At 61.4% G+C, this 19248-nt stretch carries 17 protein-coding genes; 5 read left to right on the top strand and 12 right to left on the bottom strand.

What is annotated here, in order from left to right:
- Positions 1–3: 3 nt before the first annotated feature.
- The gene (gene motA / locus AC3IT9_RS02570; RefSeq protein WP_150754807.1) at positions 4–855 is read right to left on the bottom strand and encodes a flagellar motor stator protein MotA; all 852 of its coding nucleotides are present in this window, start codon (positions 853–855) and stop codon (positions 4–6) included.
- 167 nt (positions 856–1022) lie between these two features.
- On the opposite strand from motA, the gene AC3IT9_RS02565 reads away from it, so the two are divergent.
- From AC3IT9_RS02565 to asd, 3 genes are read left to right on the top strand one after another with little or no spacing between them, the layout of a single operon-like run.
- Complete coding sequence (locus AC3IT9_RS02565) at positions 1023–2561, top strand: HDOD domain-containing protein (protein ID WP_489271931.1); 1539 nt, start codon at positions 1023–1025, stop codon at positions 2559–2561.
- A 41-nt stretch (positions 2562–2602) separates the two neighbouring features.
- Entirely contained in the window at positions 2603–3427 is an 825-nt protein-coding gene (gene rhdA, locus AC3IT9_RS02560) for a thiosulfate sulfurtransferase (protein WP_489271929.1), read from the top strand.
- Positions 3428–3436: 9 nt separating this feature from the next.
- Complete coding sequence (gene asd, locus AC3IT9_RS02555) at positions 3437–4297, top strand: archaetidylserine decarboxylase (protein ID WP_150727896.1); 861 nt, start codon at positions 3437–3439, stop codon at positions 4295–4297.
- 122 nt (positions 4298–4419) lie between these two features.
- Here asd and serB read toward each other — a convergent pair whose 3' ends face one another.
- Entirely contained in the window at positions 4420–5634 is a 1215-nt protein-coding gene (gene serB, locus AC3IT9_RS02550; protein WP_046039796.1) for a phosphoserine phosphatase SerB, read from the bottom strand.
- A 135-nt stretch (positions 5635–5769) separates the two neighbouring features.
- Here serB and AC3IT9_RS02545 point away from each other — a divergent pair, with 135 nt between their 5' ends.
- The gene (locus AC3IT9_RS02545) at positions 5770–7287 is read left to right on the top strand and encodes an AhpA/YtjB family protein (protein WP_489271927.1); all 1518 of its coding nucleotides are present in this window, start codon (positions 5770–5772) and stop codon (positions 7285–7287) included.
- Between the two features lie 276 nt (positions 7288–7563).
- Here AC3IT9_RS02545 and AC3IT9_RS02540 read toward each other — a convergent pair whose 3' ends face one another.
- The 9 genes from AC3IT9_RS02540 to AC3IT9_RS02500 all read right to left on the bottom strand — a co-directional run bounded on the left by AC3IT9_RS02540 (position 7564) and on the right by AC3IT9_RS02500 (position 16993).
- A complete protein-coding gene (locus AC3IT9_RS02540) occupies positions 7564–8277 on the bottom strand; it encodes a PqiC family protein (RefSeq protein ID WP_150754804.1) in 714 nt (237 codons plus the stop codon).
- Between the two features lie 175 nt (positions 8278–8452).
- A complete protein-coding gene (gene parC / locus AC3IT9_RS02535) occupies positions 8453–10720 on the bottom strand; it encodes a DNA topoisomerase IV subunit A (protein WP_150754803.1) in 2268 nt (755 codons plus the stop codon).
- A gap of 7 nt (positions 10721–10727) precedes the next feature.
- The gene (locus AC3IT9_RS02530; protein ID WP_150754802.1) at positions 10728–11252 is read right to left on the bottom strand and encodes a retropepsin-like aspartic protease family protein; all 525 of its coding nucleotides are present in this window, start codon (positions 11250–11252) and stop codon (positions 10728–10730) included.
- Complete coding sequence (locus tag AC3IT9_RS02525) at positions 11249–12238, bottom strand: esterase-like activity of phytase family protein (protein ID WP_150727901.1); 990 nt, start codon at positions 12236–12238, stop codon at positions 11249–11251. Before AC3IT9_RS02525 ends, AC3IT9_RS02530 begins: the two co-directional genes overlap by 4 nt.
- Positions 12238–14142 (bottom strand): DNA topoisomerase IV subunit B, encoded by a 1905-nt coding sequence (parE, locus tag AC3IT9_RS02520; RefSeq protein ID WP_489271925.1) that lies wholly within the window; start codon positions 14140–14142, stop codon positions 12238–12240. Before parE ends, AC3IT9_RS02525 begins: the two co-directional genes overlap by 1 nt.
- A gap of 50 nt (positions 14143–14192) precedes the next feature.
- Positions 14193–14801: a YqiA/YcfP family alpha/beta fold hydrolase gene (locus AC3IT9_RS02515; protein ID WP_150727903.1), complete on the bottom strand. Its 609-nt coding sequence runs from the start codon at positions 14799–14801 to the stop codon at positions 14193–14195.
- Between the two features lie 203 nt (positions 14802–15004).
- Complete coding sequence (gene cpdA, locus AC3IT9_RS02510; protein ID WP_489271924.1) at positions 15005–15820, bottom strand: 3',5'-cyclic-AMP phosphodiesterase; 816 nt, start codon at positions 15818–15820, stop codon at positions 15005–15007.
- Positions 15821–15932: 112 nt separating this feature from the next.
- A complete protein-coding gene (locus tag AC3IT9_RS02505; RefSeq protein ID WP_007977461.1) occupies positions 15933–16385 on the bottom strand; it encodes a DUF1249 domain-containing protein in 453 nt (150 codons plus the stop codon).
- Positions 16376–16993, bottom strand: a complete 618-nt coding sequence (locus AC3IT9_RS02500) for an NUDIX domain-containing protein (RefSeq protein WP_489271922.1) — start codon at positions 16991–16993, stop codon at positions 16376–16378. The genes AC3IT9_RS02505 and AC3IT9_RS02500 overlap by 10 nt, the downstream gene beginning before the upstream one ends.
- A 226-nt stretch (positions 16994–17219) precedes the next feature.
- Between AC3IT9_RS02500 and AC3IT9_RS02495 the strand changes: the two genes are divergently transcribed.
- Positions 17220–17966 (top strand): RsiV family protein, encoded by a 747-nt coding sequence (locus AC3IT9_RS02495; protein WP_150727906.1) that lies wholly within the window; start codon positions 17220–17222, stop codon positions 17964–17966.
- Here the strand turns inward: AC3IT9_RS02495 and cytX are convergent.
- The gene (gene cytX / locus AC3IT9_RS02490) at positions 17935–19227 is read right to left on the bottom strand and encodes a putative hydroxymethylpyrimidine transporter CytX (RefSeq protein ID WP_489271920.1); all 1293 of its coding nucleotides are present in this window, start codon (positions 19225–19227) and stop codon (positions 17935–17937) included. The genes AC3IT9_RS02495 and cytX overlap by 32 nt on opposite strands.
- Between the last annotated feature and the right edge of the window lie 21 nt (positions 19228–19248).

The raw sequence follows: 19248 nt of genomic DNA, 5'->3' as shown, positions 1-19248 counted from the left end.
GACTTAGCGACCGCGAACCGCTTGTTCCAGCTCGGCGAAGCTTGGACGGTGCGCCGGGTACAGGACCTTGCGCCCGAACTCCACGGCCAGCGATGGCGGCATGCCGGACGCCGAAGCCACCAGCGAGGCCTTGATGGCTTCGTAGACGTTCAGTTCTTCCTTGGCATCGTGGGCCAGGGAATGGGCCAGCGGGCCGAAGAAGCCGTAGGCGGCGAGAATACCGAAGAAGGTACCCACCAGTGCCGCACCCACGTGCAGGCCGATGGACTTCTGATCGCCCTCACCCAGCGAAGCCATGGTCACCACGATCCCCAGTACCGCCGCGACAATACCGAAACCGGGCATGGCGTCGGCAATGCCGTTGACCGCATGGGATGGGTGTTCCAGGTCTTCCTTGAGGCTGAACAGTTCCATGTCGAACAAGCCTTCCAGCTCGTGCGGGGCCATGTTGCCGGAGGACATGATTCGCAGGTAATCGCAGATGAACGCGGTCATGCGTTCGTCCTTGAGAACGGTCGGGTACTTGGCGAAGATCGGGCTCGCGGCAGCATCCTCGATGTCGCCTTCGATGGCCATCATGCCTTCGCGGCGGCTCTTGTTGAGGATCTCGTAGATCAGGCCCAGCACTTCCAGATAGAAGCCGTGGTTGAAACGCGATCCGAACATGCTCAGGGACTTCTTGAGCACGTGCATCGTCATGTAGCCGGGGTTGGCCTGCAAAAATGCGCCGAGGGCGGCACCGCCGATGATCATGACCTCGAAAGGCTGGATCAGGGCGGCAATCTTGCCATGGGAAAGCACGTATCCGCCGAGCACGCTCGCGAATACGACGATGATGCCGATAATTTTAGCCATAGGTTAGGAGAGCACTTACTGAGTCGGGTTCAAGGTCATATTCGGAAGTTAAAAAATCTCTTCTTCTCCTTATCGGCAAAACTGCGCCAGACTATAGCCAGTTCAGGCGAAAAACTGATTTGACCCCATCCGGGCACAGGTAATGTTGACAATGATCGCCTCCCACCATGGTTAACGAAACGAACGTTCCAACCCCGAAACCGACCACTCTCGAAGGCTGGGTCAAGCTTCTCGATGGCGTACGCCTGCCGGTTCCGCAAGCCAGCCACGACCGTGTCTGCAAGGCCATCGGCGACAATCGCAGCTCGCTGCGCGACATCGCTGACTTGATGCAAGGCAGTCCGGCCCTGGCCTTGAGCGTGATTCGCGAAGCCAACCGGCATACCCATGGCAGCATGACCGAGCCTGCGGAAAACCTTGAGATTGCGATCAACCGTCTCGGCTTGAAGCGCACTGAAGAACTGCTCGCGCGCCTGCCCGCCGAACCCCGGTCCGAGATTCCCAAAGCCCTGCGTCAGTTGCAGATGATCAGCCAGCACGCCACGCAACAGGCCAACGGCTTTTTTGCCAGTCGCCTGGCGCGCCTGTGGCAGGACATCCACTGGGGCAGCCTGCTGTTTCTTTCGCCCCTGTGGCCGCTGGCGCTGACCCATCCAGAACTGCTCGAAGACTGGGAACTGCGGGTCATCCATAAAGGTGAGTCGGCACGCAAAGTCGAACAACAACTGTTTGGTGTGCGCCTGCTGGACATCGGCCAGGCATTGGTGGAGATCTGGCGCTTGCCGATCTGGGTGCAGCAGGGCTATCGACTGTTGCTCACTGAACAGCGCGAACTGGTGAAAGTCCTGCGTATCGCCCGAGACAGCGAGCATCCACTGCGCCAGCAGAACCGTCTCGATGACGATCCGACCCTGCGCCGCTGGCTCAATCAACCGGCCAATACGGTGCTACTGGCCAACGGGCTGGCGCTGTCGGCGCAACATGCCTGGGACGGCCCGCACAGTGAGCGCTGGCAGTACCTGACCAGCCTTTACCTGCAAATGCCGATGGACGAGCTGCAGCAACAACTGCACCAGCAGGCCGCCAACAGCGCACGCCAACACGCCATGCCCGACCTCTGGCACCCCGCCGAATCGCTAATCTGGCCGTGGGGCATGAACCGTGTCCACGCAGGCTTGTTGCCGGCGGCGGCACCCACCGCCGAAGACTTGGCGAAGTGGCGCAAGCAATGCGTCGAACTGCTGGTCGAGCCGAGTCGCTTCACCAACGCCATGCACTTGACCATCGCCGCCCGGGACGCCCTCGTGGCCTGCGGCATGCGCCGGGTGATGATCCTGATAGCCGACCGCACCCACGCCAACCTGCGCGTGCACCAGACGGCCGGCCTGCCGAAGGAGGCGGCCGGGTTGAATTTCGTGGTCAGCCAGAGCAACGTGTTGCAGCGCCTGCTGGCGCAGCAGGCACAAGTGCGCCTGACACCCGCCAACAACACGCAATTCTCGGCCCTGTTGCCCAACGGCCTGCGTTCGCAGTTCAGCGGTGAACACCTGCTGCTGCGTTCGCTGGTCAACAATGGACGGGTGATCATGATCGTCGTGGCGGATCAAGGCGGCGGGCCGTTTTCGGAAATTTCCGTACAGGCCTTCGGCAAAACCGCACAGTGCATCGAAAAAGCCCTGCACAGCTTTAGCCACCGTGGCCAATAAGCTGCGTTACAATCCTCCCTTTTGTGCTCTGGAGACCTCACATGTCTGACTTCTCTGGCTTGCCGCTGGTGATCGAGCCGAGCGACTTGCTCCCTCGCCTCGACGCCCGCGAACTGATTCTGGTGGACTTGACCAGTCCCGCCCGCTACGCCGAAGGGCACATTCCCGGCGCGCGCTTTGTCGATCCGAAACGCACGCAGCTCGGCCAGGCCCCCGCCCCGGGGCTGATGCCCCCGCAGGCAGCACTCGAAACGCTGTTTGGTGAGCTGGGACACAACCCCGACGCGGTCTACGTGGTGTATGACGACGAAGGCGGCGGTTGGGCCGGGCGCTTCATCTGGCTGCTGGATGTCATCGGCCACAGCAAGTACCACTATATCGACGGCGGCCTGACGGCCTGGCTGGCGGAAGGCTTGCCCATGTCGATCCAGATCCCGCCACCCGTGGGCGGCCCGGTTCCACTGACCTTGCATGACGAACCCACCGCCACCCGCGAATACCTGCAGAGCCGTCTCGGCGCCGCCGACCTGGCAATCTGGGATGCGCGCGGGCCGCTGGAGTACTCCGGCGAGAAAGTCCTGGCAGCCAAGGGCGGGCACATTCCCGGCGCGGTCAATTTCGAATGGACCGCGGGCATGGATCGGGCACGCCAGCTGCGCATCCGCACCGACATGCCGCAGATCCTCGAACAACTCGGGATCAGCAAAGACAAAGAAGTGATTACCCACTGCCAGACTCACCATCGTTCTGGCTTCACCTATCTGGTGGCCAAGGCTCTCGGTTATCCGCGGGTCAAAGGCTACGCCGGCTCCTGGGGCGAATGGGGCAACCATCCCGATACCCCGGTAGAAATTCAAGATTTTTAAGGACCGTTAATGAACAAGCGTCTGTTTCTCCTCGGCCAGTACCTGCTGCCCCACAACTTGCTCTCGCGACTGGCCGGCTGCATCGCCGAATGCCGCGTGCGCTGGTTCAAGAATGCCTTCACCGCCTGGTTCGCCAAGCGTTATCAGGTGGACATGTCCCTGGCGCTGGTCGAAGACCTGACCGCCTACGAGCACTTCAACGCGTTCTTCACCCGTGCGCTGAAAGACGGTGCCCGTCCACTGGACGAAACCCCGGGCGCGATCCTCAGCCCGGCCGACGGCGCGATCAGCCAGCTCGGCCCGATCGAGCACGGCCGCGTGTTCCAGGCCAAGGGCCACAGCTTCAGCGTGCTGGAACTGTTGGGTGGCGATGCGGCAAACGCTGCGCCGTTCATGGGTGGCGACTTCGCGACCATCTACCTGTCGCCGAAGGACTATCACCGCGTGCACATGCCGCTGGCCGGCACCCTGCGCGAGATGGTCTACATCCCGGGTCGTCTGTTCTCGGTCAACCAGACCACCGCTGAAAATGTTCCGGAACTGTTCGCCCGCAACGAGCGTGTGGCGTGCATTTTCGACACCGAGCGCGGGCCGATGGCCGTGGTGCTGGTGGGCGCGATGATCGTGGCATCGATTGAAACCGTCTGGGCCGGTCTGGTCACGCCGCCGAAACGCGAGTTGAAAACCTTCCGCTACGACGAAGCCTCCCGCGCGCCGATCCATCTGGAAAAAGGTGCGGAACTGGGTCGCTTCAAGCTGGGTTCGACCGCTGTCGTGCTGTTCGGGCCGGATCAGATTAAGTGGGCTGAAGAAATGACCGCCGGTACGGCGGTGCAGATGGGTCAGGGTATGGGCTCACCAAAAGCCTGATGCTTACTCTTTTTTAATGTGGGAGCGAGCTTGCTCGCGATTGCATAGTGTCAGTCGACATCTTCGTTGACTGATACACCGCTATCGCGAGCAAGCTCGCTCCCACATTTATTTCAGGTGTATCAGAGCTGCCCGTCGCGATCGCGGAAACCCAGCAGATACAGCACGCCATCCAGCCCCAGGGTCGAGATCGCTTGCTTGGCCGACTGCTTGACCAGCGGCTTGGCGCGGAACGCCACACCCAACCCGGCAATCGCCAGCATCGGCAAGTCATTGGCACCGTCACCGACCGCAATGGTCTGCTCCAGGCGCAAGCCTTCCTTGTGTGCCAGTTCCTTCAGCAAATCTGCCTTGCGCTGCGCATCGACAATCGGCTCGACCGCCACGCCGGTGACTTTGCCGTCGACCACTTCCAGCTCGTTTGCAAATACGTAGTCGATACCCAGCTTGGCCTGCAATTGCTTGGCGAAGTAAGTGAAGCCGCCCGACAGAATCGCAGTCTTGTAGCCCAGGCGCTTGAGTTCGGCGAACAGGGTTTCGGCGCCTTCGGTCAGGCGCAACGAGGCGCCGATGGAATCCAGCACATTGACGTCCAGACCTTTGAGCAAGGCCAGGCGCTCCTTGAAGCTGGCGCGGAAATCCAGTTCACCGGCCATCGCCCGCTCGGTGATTTCCGAGACCTTGTCACCCACGCCAGCCGCCTTCGCCAGTTCGTCGATCACTTCGGCTTCGATCAGCGTTGAGTCCATGTCAAACACCGCCAGGCGACGGTTGCGACGGAACAGCGAATCTTCCTGGAAGGCGATGTCGACGTTCAGTTCCTGGGCGACGCTGAGGAATTCGGCACGCAACGCCTGCGGATCAGCCGCTTCGCCGCGCACGGAAAACTCGATGCAGCCCTTGCCCTTGTCGGCCGGGGTGTCCAGCGGCATGCGCCCGGACAGACGATCGATGTGATCAATGTTCAGGCCATATTTAGCGGTGATCGAGCTCACGGCCTGCAACTGCCCGGCTGTCACCTTGCGGGTCAACAGGGTCACGATGTGGCGCTTTTTGCCCTGGTTGCCGACCCACTGCTGGTAATCCACTTCGGACACCGGAGTGAAACGCACCTGTTGATCGAGCTCATATCCCTTGAACAGGATGTCCTTGAGCACAGACTTGCCTTGCTCGGTGTCGGGAATTTCAACCAGGATGCCGAACGACAAGGTGTCGTGGATCACCGCCTGACCGATGTCGAGAATGTTCACACCACCCTGGGCCAGAACGCCGGTAATGGCCGCAGTCAGACCCGGACGGTCGACTCCCGTGATGTTTATCAGGACGATTTCGCGCAAGGCGCACCCCCGCAGGTGGAAAAAAACCGCATTCTACCCACTTTCAGTGACCATCGGGCACCGTGAGCGCTTTGACGGCCTAGGGCCTGTCGCTATACTGCGCGTCAACTTCACGGACAAAAGAGCCGAGCTCAAGTGAACCGGCCCACGCCAGTAAAAACCGACAACTTCTTCCTGCTGATCTTCCGGGCACTGCGCCACCGCCGTGTACCGATTGCATTGCGCATCGCCAGCCATAACGTGATCCTGGTCGCCCTGGCCCTGGTCATCTATGCCGGTGTGATGGGCCTGCAGTTCAAGCAGGCCATGCACGAGCAGGCGGATGCGCTGGGCGAAAGCCTGACCACGCAGACGGCCACCTCGGCCACCGAGCTGTTGGTGTCCAACGACATCCTCAGCCTCAACGTGCTGCTCAATAACCTGACCAAGAACAAGCTGGTGGCCCACGCCGCCATCTACAGCCCGGACAACCGCATCCTTGCCGAATCCGGCCAGCGTCCCAAGCATGGCCTGCTGGGCGAAGCCGAGGGCATGTACCAGAGCAAGATCACTTTCCAGGACGTGACCGCCGGGCAATTGCGCATCAGCCTGGACATGGACCAGTTCCAGCAGCCGATGACCATCAGCCTGCAAAGCATGGGCATTCTGAGCGCCATCCTGCTGGCCCTGTCCCTGGCCCTGAGCCTGCGCATGGGGCGCTATCTCTCCACGCCGCTGCTGCAATTGCGGGTGTGGCTGCGCAATATCGATGAATACACCCCGGCCACCGACCGCCAGGACGAAATCGGCGACCTGGCGCGTCAGCTCCACGCCAACTTCGCCCCGGAGCCCGCCCCTGTGCCGGAACCGGAACCGGAATTCGACGACATGGATGACGAGGCCGACCCGGCCTTCGAAGTCCGTAACCTGCGCGACCCGAGTTTCGACGAGAGCCGCCCGGTAGCGGCGCTCAAGCCAGCGCCACGGCAGATCGTCAGCACCGTCGAAGACGACGATGATGAAGACCCGTTCGCCGATCTGCGCGACGAGTCGCTGGACAGCCCCCCACAACCGGTGGTTCGCAAGGCCACGCCGAGCGTGCCGCAACACAGCGCGGTGCTGGCAGTGCAGCTGGGCTCCCAGGAGCAACTGCGACGCCTGCCGCGGGCGCGTCTTGAAGAACTGCTCGAACGCTATCGCGATTGCCTCGATCAGGCCGCATCGCTGTATCAAGGCGAAGTGGAGACCTTGAACGATGGCAGCACGCTGATGCTGTTCCACACTGAAGACAGCGGCGATGACTACCTCACCAACGCCATTTGCTGTGGTGAGCTGCTGCGGGCCCTGGGTCACCAGTTGCAGATCGAAGTCGCGGACAGCGGCATCACCCTGCAATTGCAGCTGGGCCTGACCCTGGGCGACGAACTGTTCGGCCTGAGCCAGATCGACCTGCTGCTGACCGACCCCGCCCAGGACGCCCTGGCCCTGTCACAACACAGCCGCAACCTGCTGCTGGTGGAGCGCAAGATCAGTGATGACGCCCTGATCCGCCAGCGCGCACGGATCCGCCCGATTGCCAGCCCTGAAGGTGCGTGCTGCGTGGAGCGGTTGATGGAGCCGTATCCATCGATGCTGGAACGGCAATTGGCGCGGATGCACGAGCGTCGGGCGTAGGAGCTGCCGAAGGCTGCGATCTTTTAGCCTTTAAACCTGGAAGCCCGCAGATGAGTGATCGTCTGCGGGCTTTTTTGTGGCCTGCCCTGGCCTCTTCGCGGGCAAGCCCGCTCCCACAGGTTCAGGGGAGTTCACATAATTTGTGTACGGCGCGGACACTGTGGGAGCGGGCTTGCCCGCGAAGGCGTCAGGACAGGCGACAGGAATCTCTGATCTGCAGAAACAATAAAGCCCGCACAGGGCGGGCTTTATATGGGGAACAGCTTCAGTTCGGGCTTAGAAGCGGAACACTTCCATATCCGTACGAATAGGCGCGGCCATCGGGATCTTCGGCTGCTTTTCCTGTTCTACCGCAGGTGCTGCCGCCTTGGCTGCCGGCTTACGCGGGACGTCGGCGATCGGCGGCTGATTGGCCAGCGGCTTGAGCGCCACCGACAGTTGCTCGGCCAGGCGTTGCAGCAATACGCCCTGCGCCTGGACCTGAGCCGCCGTACTGCCGGCGTGCTGCTCCTGCAAATGAATGATGCGGTTGTCGCGAACCTGCCCACGACGGTCGATCAGGCGCCATTGCGCGTCGAGGATCGCCGGTTGTTTTTCACCCGAATCCAGGCGCGTGATGGTCAGCAGTACCTGAACGTCCGGGGTGAAGCCCACTGTTGCCGGGGCCAGCACTACGCGCTGGCTGTCCAGGCGACCTGCGACCTGACGCAGCAGCAACTGATCGATATCCGACGAAAGGCTGCCAGCCCAACGACCGTCGGTCGAGGCTTGCAGGCTGCCATCCGGCTGACGCTGCAACAGGGTTTCGCGTTGCAGGTAGTCAGCCACGATGACCGGCCCCAACAATACCGCCATGCCCGCGTTCTGTGCGGGCTGAACCGGACTACCAGCGTCCAGCTGATACAACGACACCGGTTGGTGAACGCTGCAACCCGCCAGGCCAAGAACACCAGCGAGCAAAAGAATAAAAGGAAGGCGCAGAGCAGTCATCGTCCCATCCAGGTGATCGCAAAAAGGCTGATCACAGTGAAAATACTCAATAAATATGAAGAACGCGCGGCAATGCCAGCGTTTGAAAGGCCATATCATCCGTGAATATGCGTTCCGACTCCAGCGCAAAGCGCCGAACTACGGGTTAATTCGTAGTTCGGCGCTTCTAAGTCGCCTAATTGAGGTTTTCGACGAGCAGCGCATCGACCCTCTGGAAGCCACGCGGCAACTTATTGCCACGACGGCCACGTTCACCCTTGTAGTGTTCGAGGTCGTCCGCTTTCAGTGACAAGGTACGTTTCCCGGCCTGCAACACCAGCGTTGCACCGTCCGGCAATACGGCGATGTCCGTCACATACTCTTCACGACTGGCCACTCGTTCACCGGGAATCCCGATGATCTTGTTGCCTTTGCCCTTTCCTAATTGTGGCAGGTCGCTGATTTTGAAGATCAGCAGGCGACCTTCGGTCGTCACCGACGCCAGCCAGTTCTGCTCACGATCGGCCACTGGGCGCGGCAGCATGACCTTGGCGTTGTTCGGCAGGCTCAACAGGGCCTTGCCCGCCTTGTTCTTGGCCTGCAAGTCTTCACCCTTGACCACGAAACCGTAGCCGGCGTCGGAGGCGATCACATACAGCGCATCGTCTTCGGGCATCAGCACGCATTCGAAACTCGCTCCCGGCGGAGGCGTCAGGCGGCCGGTCAGCGGCTCGCCCTGGCCACGGGCCGACGGCAAGGTGTGGGCAGCCACCGAATAACTGCGGCCGGTGGAGTCGATAAACACGGCAAACTGGTTGGAGCGCCCGGCTGCCAGCGCCTTGAAACCGTCCCCGGCCTTGTAGGAAAGCCCGGTGGCGTCGATTTCGTGGCCTTTGGCGGAGCGAATCCAGCCTTTTTCCGACAGCACCACCGTCACTTTCTCGTTCGGCAGCAGATCGTGCTCGGTCAGAGCCTTGGCTTCGGCGCGTTCGACGATAGGCGACCGACGGTCATCGCCGTAGGTTTCAGCGTCCTTGATCAGTTCGCTGCGCACCAGTTTTTTCAACTTGGCTTCACTGCTCAGCAGGGCTTGCAGCTTGGCTTGTTCCTTGAGCAGTTCATCCTGCTCGGCACGCAGCTTCATCTCTTCCAGTCGCGCCAACTGACGCAGACGGGTGTCGAGGATGTAGTCGGCCTGGATTTCGCTCAGGGCGAAACGCTCGATCAGCGCGGCTTTCGGATGCTCCTCGGTACGGATGATGTGGATCACTTCATCCAGGTTGAGGTAGGCAATCAACAAACCGTCCAACAGGTGCAGGCGACGCTCGACCTTGTCGAGGCGGAATTGCAGGCGACGACGCACGGTCTGCACCCGGAACTCCAGCCATTCGACCAGCAGCGCCCGCAGGTTCTTCAGCTGCGGCTTGCCGTCCAGGCCGATGATGTTGATGTTGACCCGGTAGCTCGACTCCAGCTCGGTGCTGGCGAACAGATGCTGCATCAGCGCATCGTGGTCGAAGTTTTTCCGCGCCCCCGGAATGATCACGATCCGGCACGGGTTTTCGTGGTCGGATTCGTCACGCAGGTCGGCAATTTGCGGCGCCTTGGACGGCTTGGCCTGCATCATCGCGGCGATCTGCTCCAGCACCTTGGCACCCGAGACCTGATGCGGCAGCGCGGTGACGATGATGTCGCCGTCTTCAATGTGATACACGGCGCGCATGCGCACCGAACCGCGACCGGTTTCATAGATTTTCAGCAGGTCGGCGCGCGGGGTGATGATTTCCGCTTCGGTCGGGTAGTCCGGGCCCTGGATGTGCTCACAGAGCTGTTCGACCGTGGCCTTGGGCTCGTCGAGCAAACGCACGCACGCCGTGGCGACTTCCCGCAGGTTGTGCGGCGGAACGTCGGTGGCCATGCCCACGGCGATACCGGTGGTGCCGTTGAGCAGAATGTTCGGCAGACGGGCCGGCAAGACCAGCGGTTCGTCGAGGGTACCGTCGAAGTTCGGACCCCAGTCCGCCGTGCCCTGGCCCAGCTCGCTGAGCAGCACTTCGGAATAACGCGACAGCCGCGCTTCGGTGTAACGCATGGCGGCGAAGGACTTGGGATCATCCGGCGCACCCCAGTTGCCCTGGCCGTCGACCAGCGTGTAGCGATAGCTGAACGGTTGGGCCATCAGCACCATGGCTTCGTAGCAGGCCGAGTCGCCGTGAGGGTGGAACTTGCCGAGCACGTCACCGACGGTACGCGCCGATTTCTTGTGCTTGGAATCGGCGTCCAGCCCCAACTCGCTCATCGCATAAATGATGCGGCGCTGTACCGGTTTCAGGCCGTCGCCGATATGCGGCAAGGCACGGTCCATGATCACGTACATGGAGTAGTTGAGGTAGGCATTTTCGGTGAAGTCAGCCAGCGAGCGGCGTTCTACACCGTCCAGGCTGAGATCAAGGGAGTCGCTCATGCGGGCCTCATCGGTTCGTTGTCTGGCGCAGCAGCATGGTGCCACCGCGCTGGGTAAATTCAAGTTTGTTCAGTGCGCTCATGCCGAGCAACACCTGATCGCCATGCAACCCCGGGGCCACCAGTGCGCGTACATCCCGCAGCACGATGTCGCCCAGTTGCAGGCGTTCGATACGGGTGCGATAGCCCTGGCTCAGGCCATTGGCCGTGCTCAGGGTCACGCCGAATCCTTCTTCGAGCTTCAAGCGCTTGGCCAGGCCCGCCGGAATCGACACATCGGTCGCACCGGTATCGAGCATGAAGTCCACCGGCTGGCCGTTGATCTGGCCGCTGGCGACGAAATGCCCCTGCACATTGCTCACCAGTTTCACCTCGATGAAACCTTCGCCCTGCTCCGAGCTGACCACCACATTCGGATTTTGCTGACGCGCTTCCCACTGGCCGAAAAACCGTGTGGCCAGAAACAACGCCGCACACCAGGCCAGCACCATGAACACCCGACCGATGCGCTGCCCCGGGCGTTGTTGTCTCATGACCTGGCACTCCAGCCACCTTCCGGTGCAGCGAAGCGCCAGACCACCGGACGGACTTCGCCATCGGCGCGCGCGCCAAAGTTATTGTCAACACCGATCCAGGCGCCATCGGCATCCACGATCAACGCTTCTTCCAGTCCGTAATTCTGTGAATAACGACGGTTTTCCTGCAACAACTCGGCAGCGTACGACCAGCAGCGCTCGACCTTGGCCGTCTGCGCATCCCGGCGGCAGATCTGGTAGGCGTTGCGTTCAAGGGTGAACAGCTTGCCGTTGAACAGCGACAGGTCAGAGAAATCCCGCGGGGCAGCCTTGGCATGGGGAAACTGCTCGGGTTGCATTTCCATGCCTGCCTCGCTCAGCAGCACGCAGCCACCGTCGCAATCCCACAGGGTCTGTTTGCGCTTGATCATCAGTAGTCCCCGGCCTTGCCGCTCGGCGGCGAACCACATCTGATCGCCTGCCAAATTGACCGCCAGCCCTTCGAACAACGCATTGAACTGCAACAGTAGGCCTCGGGCCCGGGCCTCGCGAACCAGCATCGGCGAGATTTTCAGCCAGGTGGCGGGCCCCGTTGGTGGCACTTGCAAGACAGCGGCATGGCCCTCGCTGCCGATGTAGCGATTGCCGGCGCCGTCGCAGGTGATGCCTTCGAAGTCCAGATCACCGCCACGCACGAACGAAGCCCCCCAGACGCGAGATTTCAGCCCCCAGGGCAAACCGCTGTCAGGCACCGGCGGTACGTCGATGTGCACCGTTTGTGCCTGCCACACGGATTCGCGGGTATCGAGGCGGTAGATCTGATCATCGTCGCGGTCGGAAACTGCCCACAGGTCATTGCCGCACTGCGCCAGCCCGGACAGGTTGCCACCGCGCATGCCGTCGACGACATGCCCGGACAACAAGCGCAGCTGTGGCGCCGGCTCGGCAGATACCGTAATCGACGTCAGCAGCAACCCACAGGCCAGGGCAAAGCCCAGACGCATCAGCCCAGCACCTCGGCCAGGTTGCCCTTGGACTCCAGCCAGGTCTTGCGGTCACCGGCGCGTTTCTTCGCCAGCAGCATGTCCATCATTTCCGAGGTAGCTTCGAAGTCTTCCAGGGTCAACTGCACCAGACGCCGGGTGTTCGGGTCCATGGTGGTCTCGCGCAGCTGTGGCGGGTTCATTTCGCCCAGCCCCTTGAATCGGGTGACTTGCGGCTTGCCGCGCTTCTTCTCGGCCACCAGGCGATCGAGGATGCCATCGCGTTCGGCTTCATCGAGGGCGTAGTAGATCTCTTTGCCCAGGTCGATGCGGTACAACGGCGGCATCGCGACGTAGACGTGACCGGCATCCACCAACGGGCGGAAATGCTGGACGAACAAGGCGCAGAGCAAGGTTGCGATGTGCAGACCGTCGGAGTCGGCGTCGGCGAGGATGCAGATCTTGCCGTAGCGCAGCTGGCTCATGTCCGCCGCACCCGGATCGACGCCGATGGCCACGGCGATGTTGTGCACTTCCTGGCTGGCCAGCACTTCGCTGCCGTCGACTTCCCAGGTATTCAGGATCTTGCCGCGCAACGGCAGGATCGCCTGGAATTCCTTGTCCCGCGCCTGCTTGGCCGAGCCGCCGGCGGAATCACCTTCCACCAGGAACAGCTCGGAACGCATCGGGTCCTGCCCGGCACAGTCGGCCAGTTTGCCAGGTAGCGCCGGGCCTTGGGTAATGCGTTTGCGCTCGACCTTCTTGCTGGCCTTGAGGCGACGGCCGGCGTTGTTGATCGCCAGTTCCGCCAGCAGCATGCCGGTTTCCGGGTTGGCGTTGAGCCACAGGCTGAACGCATCCTTGACCACACCGGAGACGAACGCCGCCGCTTCACGGGAAGACAGCCGCTCCTTGGTCTGGCCGGAGAATTGCGGTTCCTGCATCTTCATCGACAGCACGAAGGCGATGCGTTCCCAGACGTCTTCCGGCGCCAGCTTAACGCCGCGCGGCAACAGGCTGCGGAACTCGCAGAACTCGCGCATCGCATCGAGCAGGCCCTGACGCAGACCGTTGACGTGGGTGCCGCCCTGGGCGGTCGGGATCAGGTTGACGTAGCTTTCCTGGACCGCGTCGCCACCTTCGGGCAGCCACAGCAGCGCCCAATCCACGGCTTCCTTGTTACCGGCAAAAGCGCCGCAGAACGGTTCGTTCGGCAGGCGCTCGAATTCGCTGACCGCATCCACCAGGTAGGAACGCAGGCCGTCTTCGTAATGCCATTCGACTTTCTCGCCGGTGGCCTTGTCTTCAAAGCTGACCAGCAGCCCCGGGCACAACACGGCCTTGGCCTTGAGTACGTGCTTGAGGCGGCTGATGGAGAATTTCGAGGAGTCGAAGTATTTCGGATCCGGCGCGAAGAACACGCTGGTGCCGGTGTTGCGCTTGCCGACCGTACCGACGACTTCCAGCTCGGTGGCCTTGTAGCCATCCTTGAAGGTCATCTGGTATTCGTTGCCGTCACGCTTTACACGCACCCGCACTTCGGTGGACAAGGCGTTGACCACGGAAATACCCACCCCGTGCAGACCGCCGGAGAACTGGTAGTTCTTGTTGGAAAACTTGCCACCGGCATGCAGCTTGGTGAGGATCAACTCAACGCCCGAAACACCTTCCTCGGGGTGAATGTCCACCGGCATGCCACGGCCGTCGTCGCTGACTTCCACGGAATGGTCGGCATGCAGGATCACCTGTACCGATGTGGCATGCCCGGCCAAGGCTTCGTCGACACTGTTGTCGATGACTTCCTGGGCAAGGTGGTTCGGCCGACTGGTGTCGGTGTACATGCCGGGGCGTTTGCGCACCGGGTCGAGGCCCGAGAGGACTTCGATGGCGTCTGCGTTATAAGAGCTAGCGCTGGGAGTGGCCATGGGGTCTCGTCGTCAGTGTTCGGTGAAAAAAGAATTCATGGGGCTATCGCTCACAATGCGGTGAAATCGATTGCCTGATACAAATCGGCGCCGATGCCGGCAAAACTCAACATGGCCGGCAGTTGCGTGGCAAAACCCTGGAAACTGTGGTCGCCGCCGGCCTGGATACGCAAGGCGCATGCCCGGTAATACTGCTGGGCGAGGCGATAGTCCAGCGTTTCGTCAGCTGTCTGCAACCATACCTGATAACGCTGCGGATCCTGGGGCGCCGGCACTTCCAGTTCGGCCAGGGCCGTCACGTGGTCGTGGGTCATTTCCCAGGTCTCTTCGGTATACAGGTTTTTCTGAGTCCCCAGAAAGCCGTCGAACATCCGGTGCGGGCTGACGGCAGGGTTGATCAACAGGGCTTTCAAGCCAAGGCGCTCGGCCAGGTGAGTGGCATAGTAGCCGCCGAGCGAGCTGCCGACCAGCAGTGGCCGCCCCAGCTCGGCAATCGCCTGCTCCAGCTGCTCGATAGCCTGGCGCGGGTGATGATGCAATGCCGGAACGCGCAAGTGTTCGCTCAGACCCAGACGGTCCATCACCTCGATCAACTGACAGGCCTTCTTCGATAACGGCGAGCTGTTGAAGCCGTGGATATAAAGGATCGAACCGGACATTTGAGCTCCCTGTGCGTCGGCTAAAGAGGCGGAGTTTACAGGGACCCGGGGGAATCGGGGATATCAACAAAATTCAAGTTGCCTGTCCGGACGCCATCGCGAGCAGGCTCGCTCCCACAGGGGATGTGTGAACTACGCAGATCCAGTGTGGGAGCGAGCCTGCTCGCGATAGGCGCGACCCGGTTTACCTGAAAAGTGAACAGTCAGTAGCCGTTGGAACCGTAATCCACAGTGAAATCGAACCCGATCACCCGCTCCACCCCGGTTTCCAGCCGCCCGTCGGGCAGCAACCGCAACCAGCGATACCCGGGTGCCTGTTCGCCAACCTTGAAATCCTCGCTGCCCGGTTCGAACTGGATGCAGGTCGACGGCGAGGCGATCAGACGTACGCCGTTACGTAATTGATCGATTTCCTGGTGCACATGCCCCCACAGCAAGGCACGCACCTGTGGAAAACGATCCAGCACTTCAAAAAACGCCTCGGGATTGCGCAGACCGATAGGCTCCATCCACGCGCAACCAATCGAAACCGGATGATGGTGGAAGCACACCAGATGATGTCGCTCCGGCGCTTCGCTCAACGCGCGGGCGAGCAACTGCAACTGTTCATCTTCCAAATAACCTGGCACCGAGCCCGGCACCGCCGAATCGAGCAGTGTGACCCGCCAGTTGCCGATATCCACCACCGGTTCGAGCAAAGCGCTCTGCACCGCCGCCTCGGCCATGATCCGCGGCTCATCGTGATTGCCGGGAATCCAGCGCGCCGGCGCATCGAGCTGGCGTGTCATGTCGCGAAACTGCTGGTAGGACTCCAGCGTCCCGTCCTGGGACAGATCACCCGTGGCCAGGATCAAGTCAATCCGCGGCTGTTGCGCGCGCACCAGCTCGATGACCTTTTGCAGGCTGTCGCGGGTATTCATGCCCAGCAACGCGCCGTCCGCTTCGGCAAACAGGTGACTGTCGGAGAGTTGCACCAATAACGCCGGATCGGCGGTGGTCAATGTGGATACGCTCGGCAAGGCGTTCTCCCAGGGCGTGATCACGGGGATGGGTAAGTGCCGCAATTATGCTAGGGGACGATCGAAAGAGGAAATCTGTGAACCTGACGCAGTTCACAACTGCGCTTCACAACTAACGTACTACTTCGTACTCATGCCCCAGCGCCAGGCAATGGCTCAGCCATTCGCCCAGAAACATGTTCAGCTGGGCCTTTTCGTCCGGCTGGTGCATCGAGGCATTCGGGTAAGGATAGATGCCGCGAAAGCGTCGTGCATGTTCGGCGCTGACCACTTCGGCCATGCGTGCGTCGTGATAGACCTGCACTTCCAGTTGCGGCACCGGCAGCCAGGGCAGGCTGTGTTCCTGACGCACTTGCAGAGTCGTGGTGTAAGGACAGGTCAGCAGCACTTCCAGCGCCAGCACGCCGAGCATCTGGTCGCCATGGGTCACGGCGATGCGCCGCGCGGCGGGTTCGCTGCGCATGTCCGGCAGCAGTCGCATCAGGCGCGCGTAGTTCGCCTCGCAGGATGCTTGCAGCCCCACCAGGTCCACCCGATAGCGATCGCGCAGCTTGTTTACGACCATAACCCCCTCACTTCAACGCGGTTCAAAGCCAGCCATTGCAAGGCAATGATGCTCGCCGCGTTGGCAATACGCCCGTCGCGCACGGCTTGCAGGGCATCTTCGAAAGCCCAGACCGTGACGCGAATATCTTCTGCCTCTTCCTCCAGCCCATGCAGGCCGCCAACCCCGGTGGTGTCGCAACGCCCCAGGTACAGATGCACGAATTCGTTGCTGCCGCCCGGCGATGGAAAGTATTTGGTCATCGGCCAGAGCGCCCCGATTACCAGCCCAGCTTCCTCCTGCGCCTCGCGGTGAGCAACTGCTTCCGGCACTTCATCCTTGTCGATCAGACCAGCGACCAGTTCGATCAGCCACGGATTGTCGGTCTTGTCCATGGCGCCGACGCGAAACTGCTCGATCAGCACCACTTCATCGCGTTGTGAATCGTAAGGCAGCATGCATACCGCGTCATGGCGAACGAACACTTCACGATTGATCTCGCGGCTCATGCCCCCGGCGAACAATTCGTGGCGCAAGTGCACGCGTTCGAGTTTGTAGAAGCCCTCGTAGCACTTTTCGCGCCGCACGATATCAACGGCGGTCGGAATGGCGTTGGCAAAATCCGTCATGACTATCCTCTTTTACTGCAAATCCTGTTCGAGGCTGCTTTTTTTCCTGGGCCTCGACTTCGCGCCATCCTAACGCGCCCGTGATGTTTGATGCAGCCCCTTTCCCGTCAGCGGGATGGACGGTGAGGGCGAAACCCACTCTAATTAGCTTAGTGGCGAACTGACTGCCCCGTTGATAGTCGAAGCGGGTAACTTTTTGCCTTCCCTTGTTTCAGAAAGGACGCTCATGTCGCTTTTCAAAATTGCTTCCGTGGCCGCTATCGCCCTGACCCTGGGCGCTTGCGCGAGCCTGTTCCAGCCCAATTACCGGGCGCCGCTGGAAACCACCCGCGACGCCTCCGAGCAACTCAAGCCCGGTTGCAGCAACCCGGATTGCCCTCTGGTCAACATCGACACCCTGCACTTCCCGGACGAGCCTGCACTGGACGGCATCATCGAAAAGCGCCTGCTGCAAATGACCCGGACTTCCCCTGATGCGCCGGTCGCGCCGACGCTGGCGGCCTATCGCGAAGAGTTTTTGCGCACCGCCGGCCCGCGCTTCAGCAGCTATCTGCAGGCAAAGGTACGCGAGCAGCATGACGGCTTGGTGATCGTCGAATTGTCCAGCTATCTGGACACCGGCGGTGCCCATGGCACCCCAGGTCGAGGTTTCATCAACTATTCGCGCCAGCAGCATAAAGTGCTGACGCTGTCGGACATGCTGGTGCCAGGGCAGGAAGACGCGTTCTGGAAAGCTGCGCAAGTGGCGCACAACAGCTGGTTGATCAGCACCAAGCTCGATCAGGAACCGGAGTTCGTGAAGAGCTGGCCGTTCCAGAAAACCCAGAACGTGGCGCTGACCTACGGCGGTGTGATCCTCAAGTACGAAACCAGCACCATCGCGCCTTACGCGCTGGGCCATGTCGAACTGAAGATCCCCTACCCTCGCCTGAACGGCATCATCAAGCCCGAGCTGTTTCCCGGCCGTAACTGAAGGCCCGGCCCAGCACTAGCTGGAGCAACCCTGCCACTACCAGTGCCGGCAGGGTGGCGCCGATATCCGGATACAGGTTGGCCAACAAGTGATAGGTGCTGACCCCGCCCAGCCAGGCGAGCAGCGCCGGCCAGCGCAATGCGGCCGAGGCCACCTGGGCGCTACGCTTGCGCAGGATGAAGTGATCCACCAGCACCACGCCGAACAACGGCGCAAACACCGAACCGATCAGCAGCAGGAAGTTCTGGTACTGGGCCAACGGCGCCAGCAAGGCAATCAGCGTGCAGATGACGCCGATGGCCAGGGCCAGGTGCTCGACTTTGGCGCGCAGCAGAATCCCGCTGGACACCGCTGCCGAGTGAATATCGGCAAAGGCGTTTTCCGATTCATCCAGAAGAATCAGCAGCAGCGGAATCCCCAGGCCGGCGCCGGCCAGCGCCAGCAGCAAGGCATTGACTTCACCGCTCGGCGCGAACGCCAGGGTGTAGGCCACGCCCAGGCTCATCAGCCAGAAATTACCGATAAAGAAACCGATGGCGGTGCCACCGAAGACGTTTTTCGCCCGCTTGCCGAAGCGCGAGTAGTCAGCGATCAGCGGCAACCACGAGAGCGGCATGGCAATGGCGATGTCGAAACCCACGGCGAACGGCATCGAACCGTCACCGGCCTGGGCCCACAACGCGGCCAGGTCAGCCTTGGCGAACAGGTTCCAGGTCAGCCAGGTGCACGCGGCCAGCAGCAGCCAGATACCCCATTTGCGCAAGATCTGCCGCACGAAGGTCAACGGTCCGCTGACCGCGAGCAAGGTCGCCAGGGCGCCGAAGAACAGCGTCCAGAGCATGGGATTGGACAACAGGCTGCCTTCATTGAAGGCCTTTGCGCCCAACAGACTGGCAGCATCGCGCATGACGATGATTTCGAACGAACCCCAGCCAATCAACTGCAACAGGTTCAGCACCGCCGGCAGGCTCGCGCCTTTGGCACCGAGGCTGAGCTTGAGCGCGGCCATCGACGACAGGCCGGTGTCACTGCCAATCACGCCAACCGCAGCCAGCAGCAAAACGCCGACCAGCGTGCCGAGGAAAATCGCCAGCAACGAACCGGACAGGCCCAGGCCTGGCGCGAGCAATGCACCGGTCTGCAACACCATCAGACCGATGCCGAGGGAGAACCACAGGGAAAACAGGTCGCGGCCGCCGAACACACGTTTGTCGGTCGGCACTGCGATATCGGGGGAGTAAGTGCTGGGTTGAATGCTCAAGGGTGTTATCTCAGAGGGACA

It is taken from the genome of Pseudomonas sp. KH_046_1 (genome assembly GCF_057839025.1).
Note: the sequence above shows the minus strand (reverse complement) of the source record. Positions and strands in the feature narration are given on the sequence as shown.

Excerpts from the sequence above, each read along its gene's own strand:
- motA (WP_150754807.1), bottom strand. The coding sequence starts at position 855 with ATGGCTAAAATTATCGGCATCATCGTCGTATTCGCGAGCGTGCTCGGC.
- AC3IT9_RS02565 (WP_489271931.1), top strand. The coding sequence starts at position 1,023 with ATGGTTAACGAAACGAACGTTCCAACCCCGAAACCGACCACTCTCGAA.
- rhdA (WP_489271929.1), top strand. The coding sequence starts at position 2,603 with ATGTCTGACTTCTCTGGCTTGCCGCTGGTGATCGAGCCGAGCGACTTG.
- asd (WP_150727896.1), top strand. The coding sequence starts at position 3,437 with ATGAACAAGCGTCTGTTTCTCCTCGGCCAGTACCTGCTGCCCCACAAC.
- AC3IT9_RS02540 (WP_150754804.1), bottom strand. The coding sequence starts at position 8,277 with ATGACTGCTCTGCGCCTTCCTTTTATTCTTTTGCTCGCTGGTGTTCTT.
- parC (WP_150754803.1), bottom strand. The coding sequence starts at position 10,720 with ATGAGCGACTCCCTTGATCTCAGCCTGGACGGTGTAGAACGCCGCTCG.
- AC3IT9_RS02530 (WP_150754802.1), bottom strand. The coding sequence starts at position 11,252 with ATGAGACAACAACGCCCGGGGCAGCGCATCGGTCGGGTGTTCATGGTG.
- AC3IT9_RS02525 (WP_150727901.1), bottom strand. The coding sequence starts at position 12,238 with ATGCGTCTGGGCTTTGCCCTGGCCTGTGGGTTGCTGCTGACGTCGATT.
- parE (WP_489271925.1), bottom strand. The coding sequence starts at position 14,142 with ATGGCCACTCCCAGCGCTAGCTCTTATAACGCAGACGCCATCGAAGTC.
- AC3IT9_RS02515 (WP_150727903.1), bottom strand. The coding sequence starts at position 14,801 with ATGTCCGGTTCGATCCTTTATATCCACGGCTTCAACAGCTCGCCGTTA.
- AC3IT9_RS02505 (WP_007977461.1), bottom strand. The coding sequence starts at position 16,385 with ATGGTCGTAAACAAGCTGCGCGATCGCTATCGGGTGGACCTGGTGGGG.
- AC3IT9_RS02500 (WP_489271922.1), bottom strand. The coding sequence starts at position 16,993 with ATGACGGATTTTGCCAACGCCATTCCGACCGCCGTTGATATCGTGCGG.
- AC3IT9_RS02495 (WP_150727906.1), top strand. The coding sequence starts at position 17,220 with ATGTCGCTTTTCAAAATTGCTTCCGTGGCCGCTATCGCCCTGACCCTG.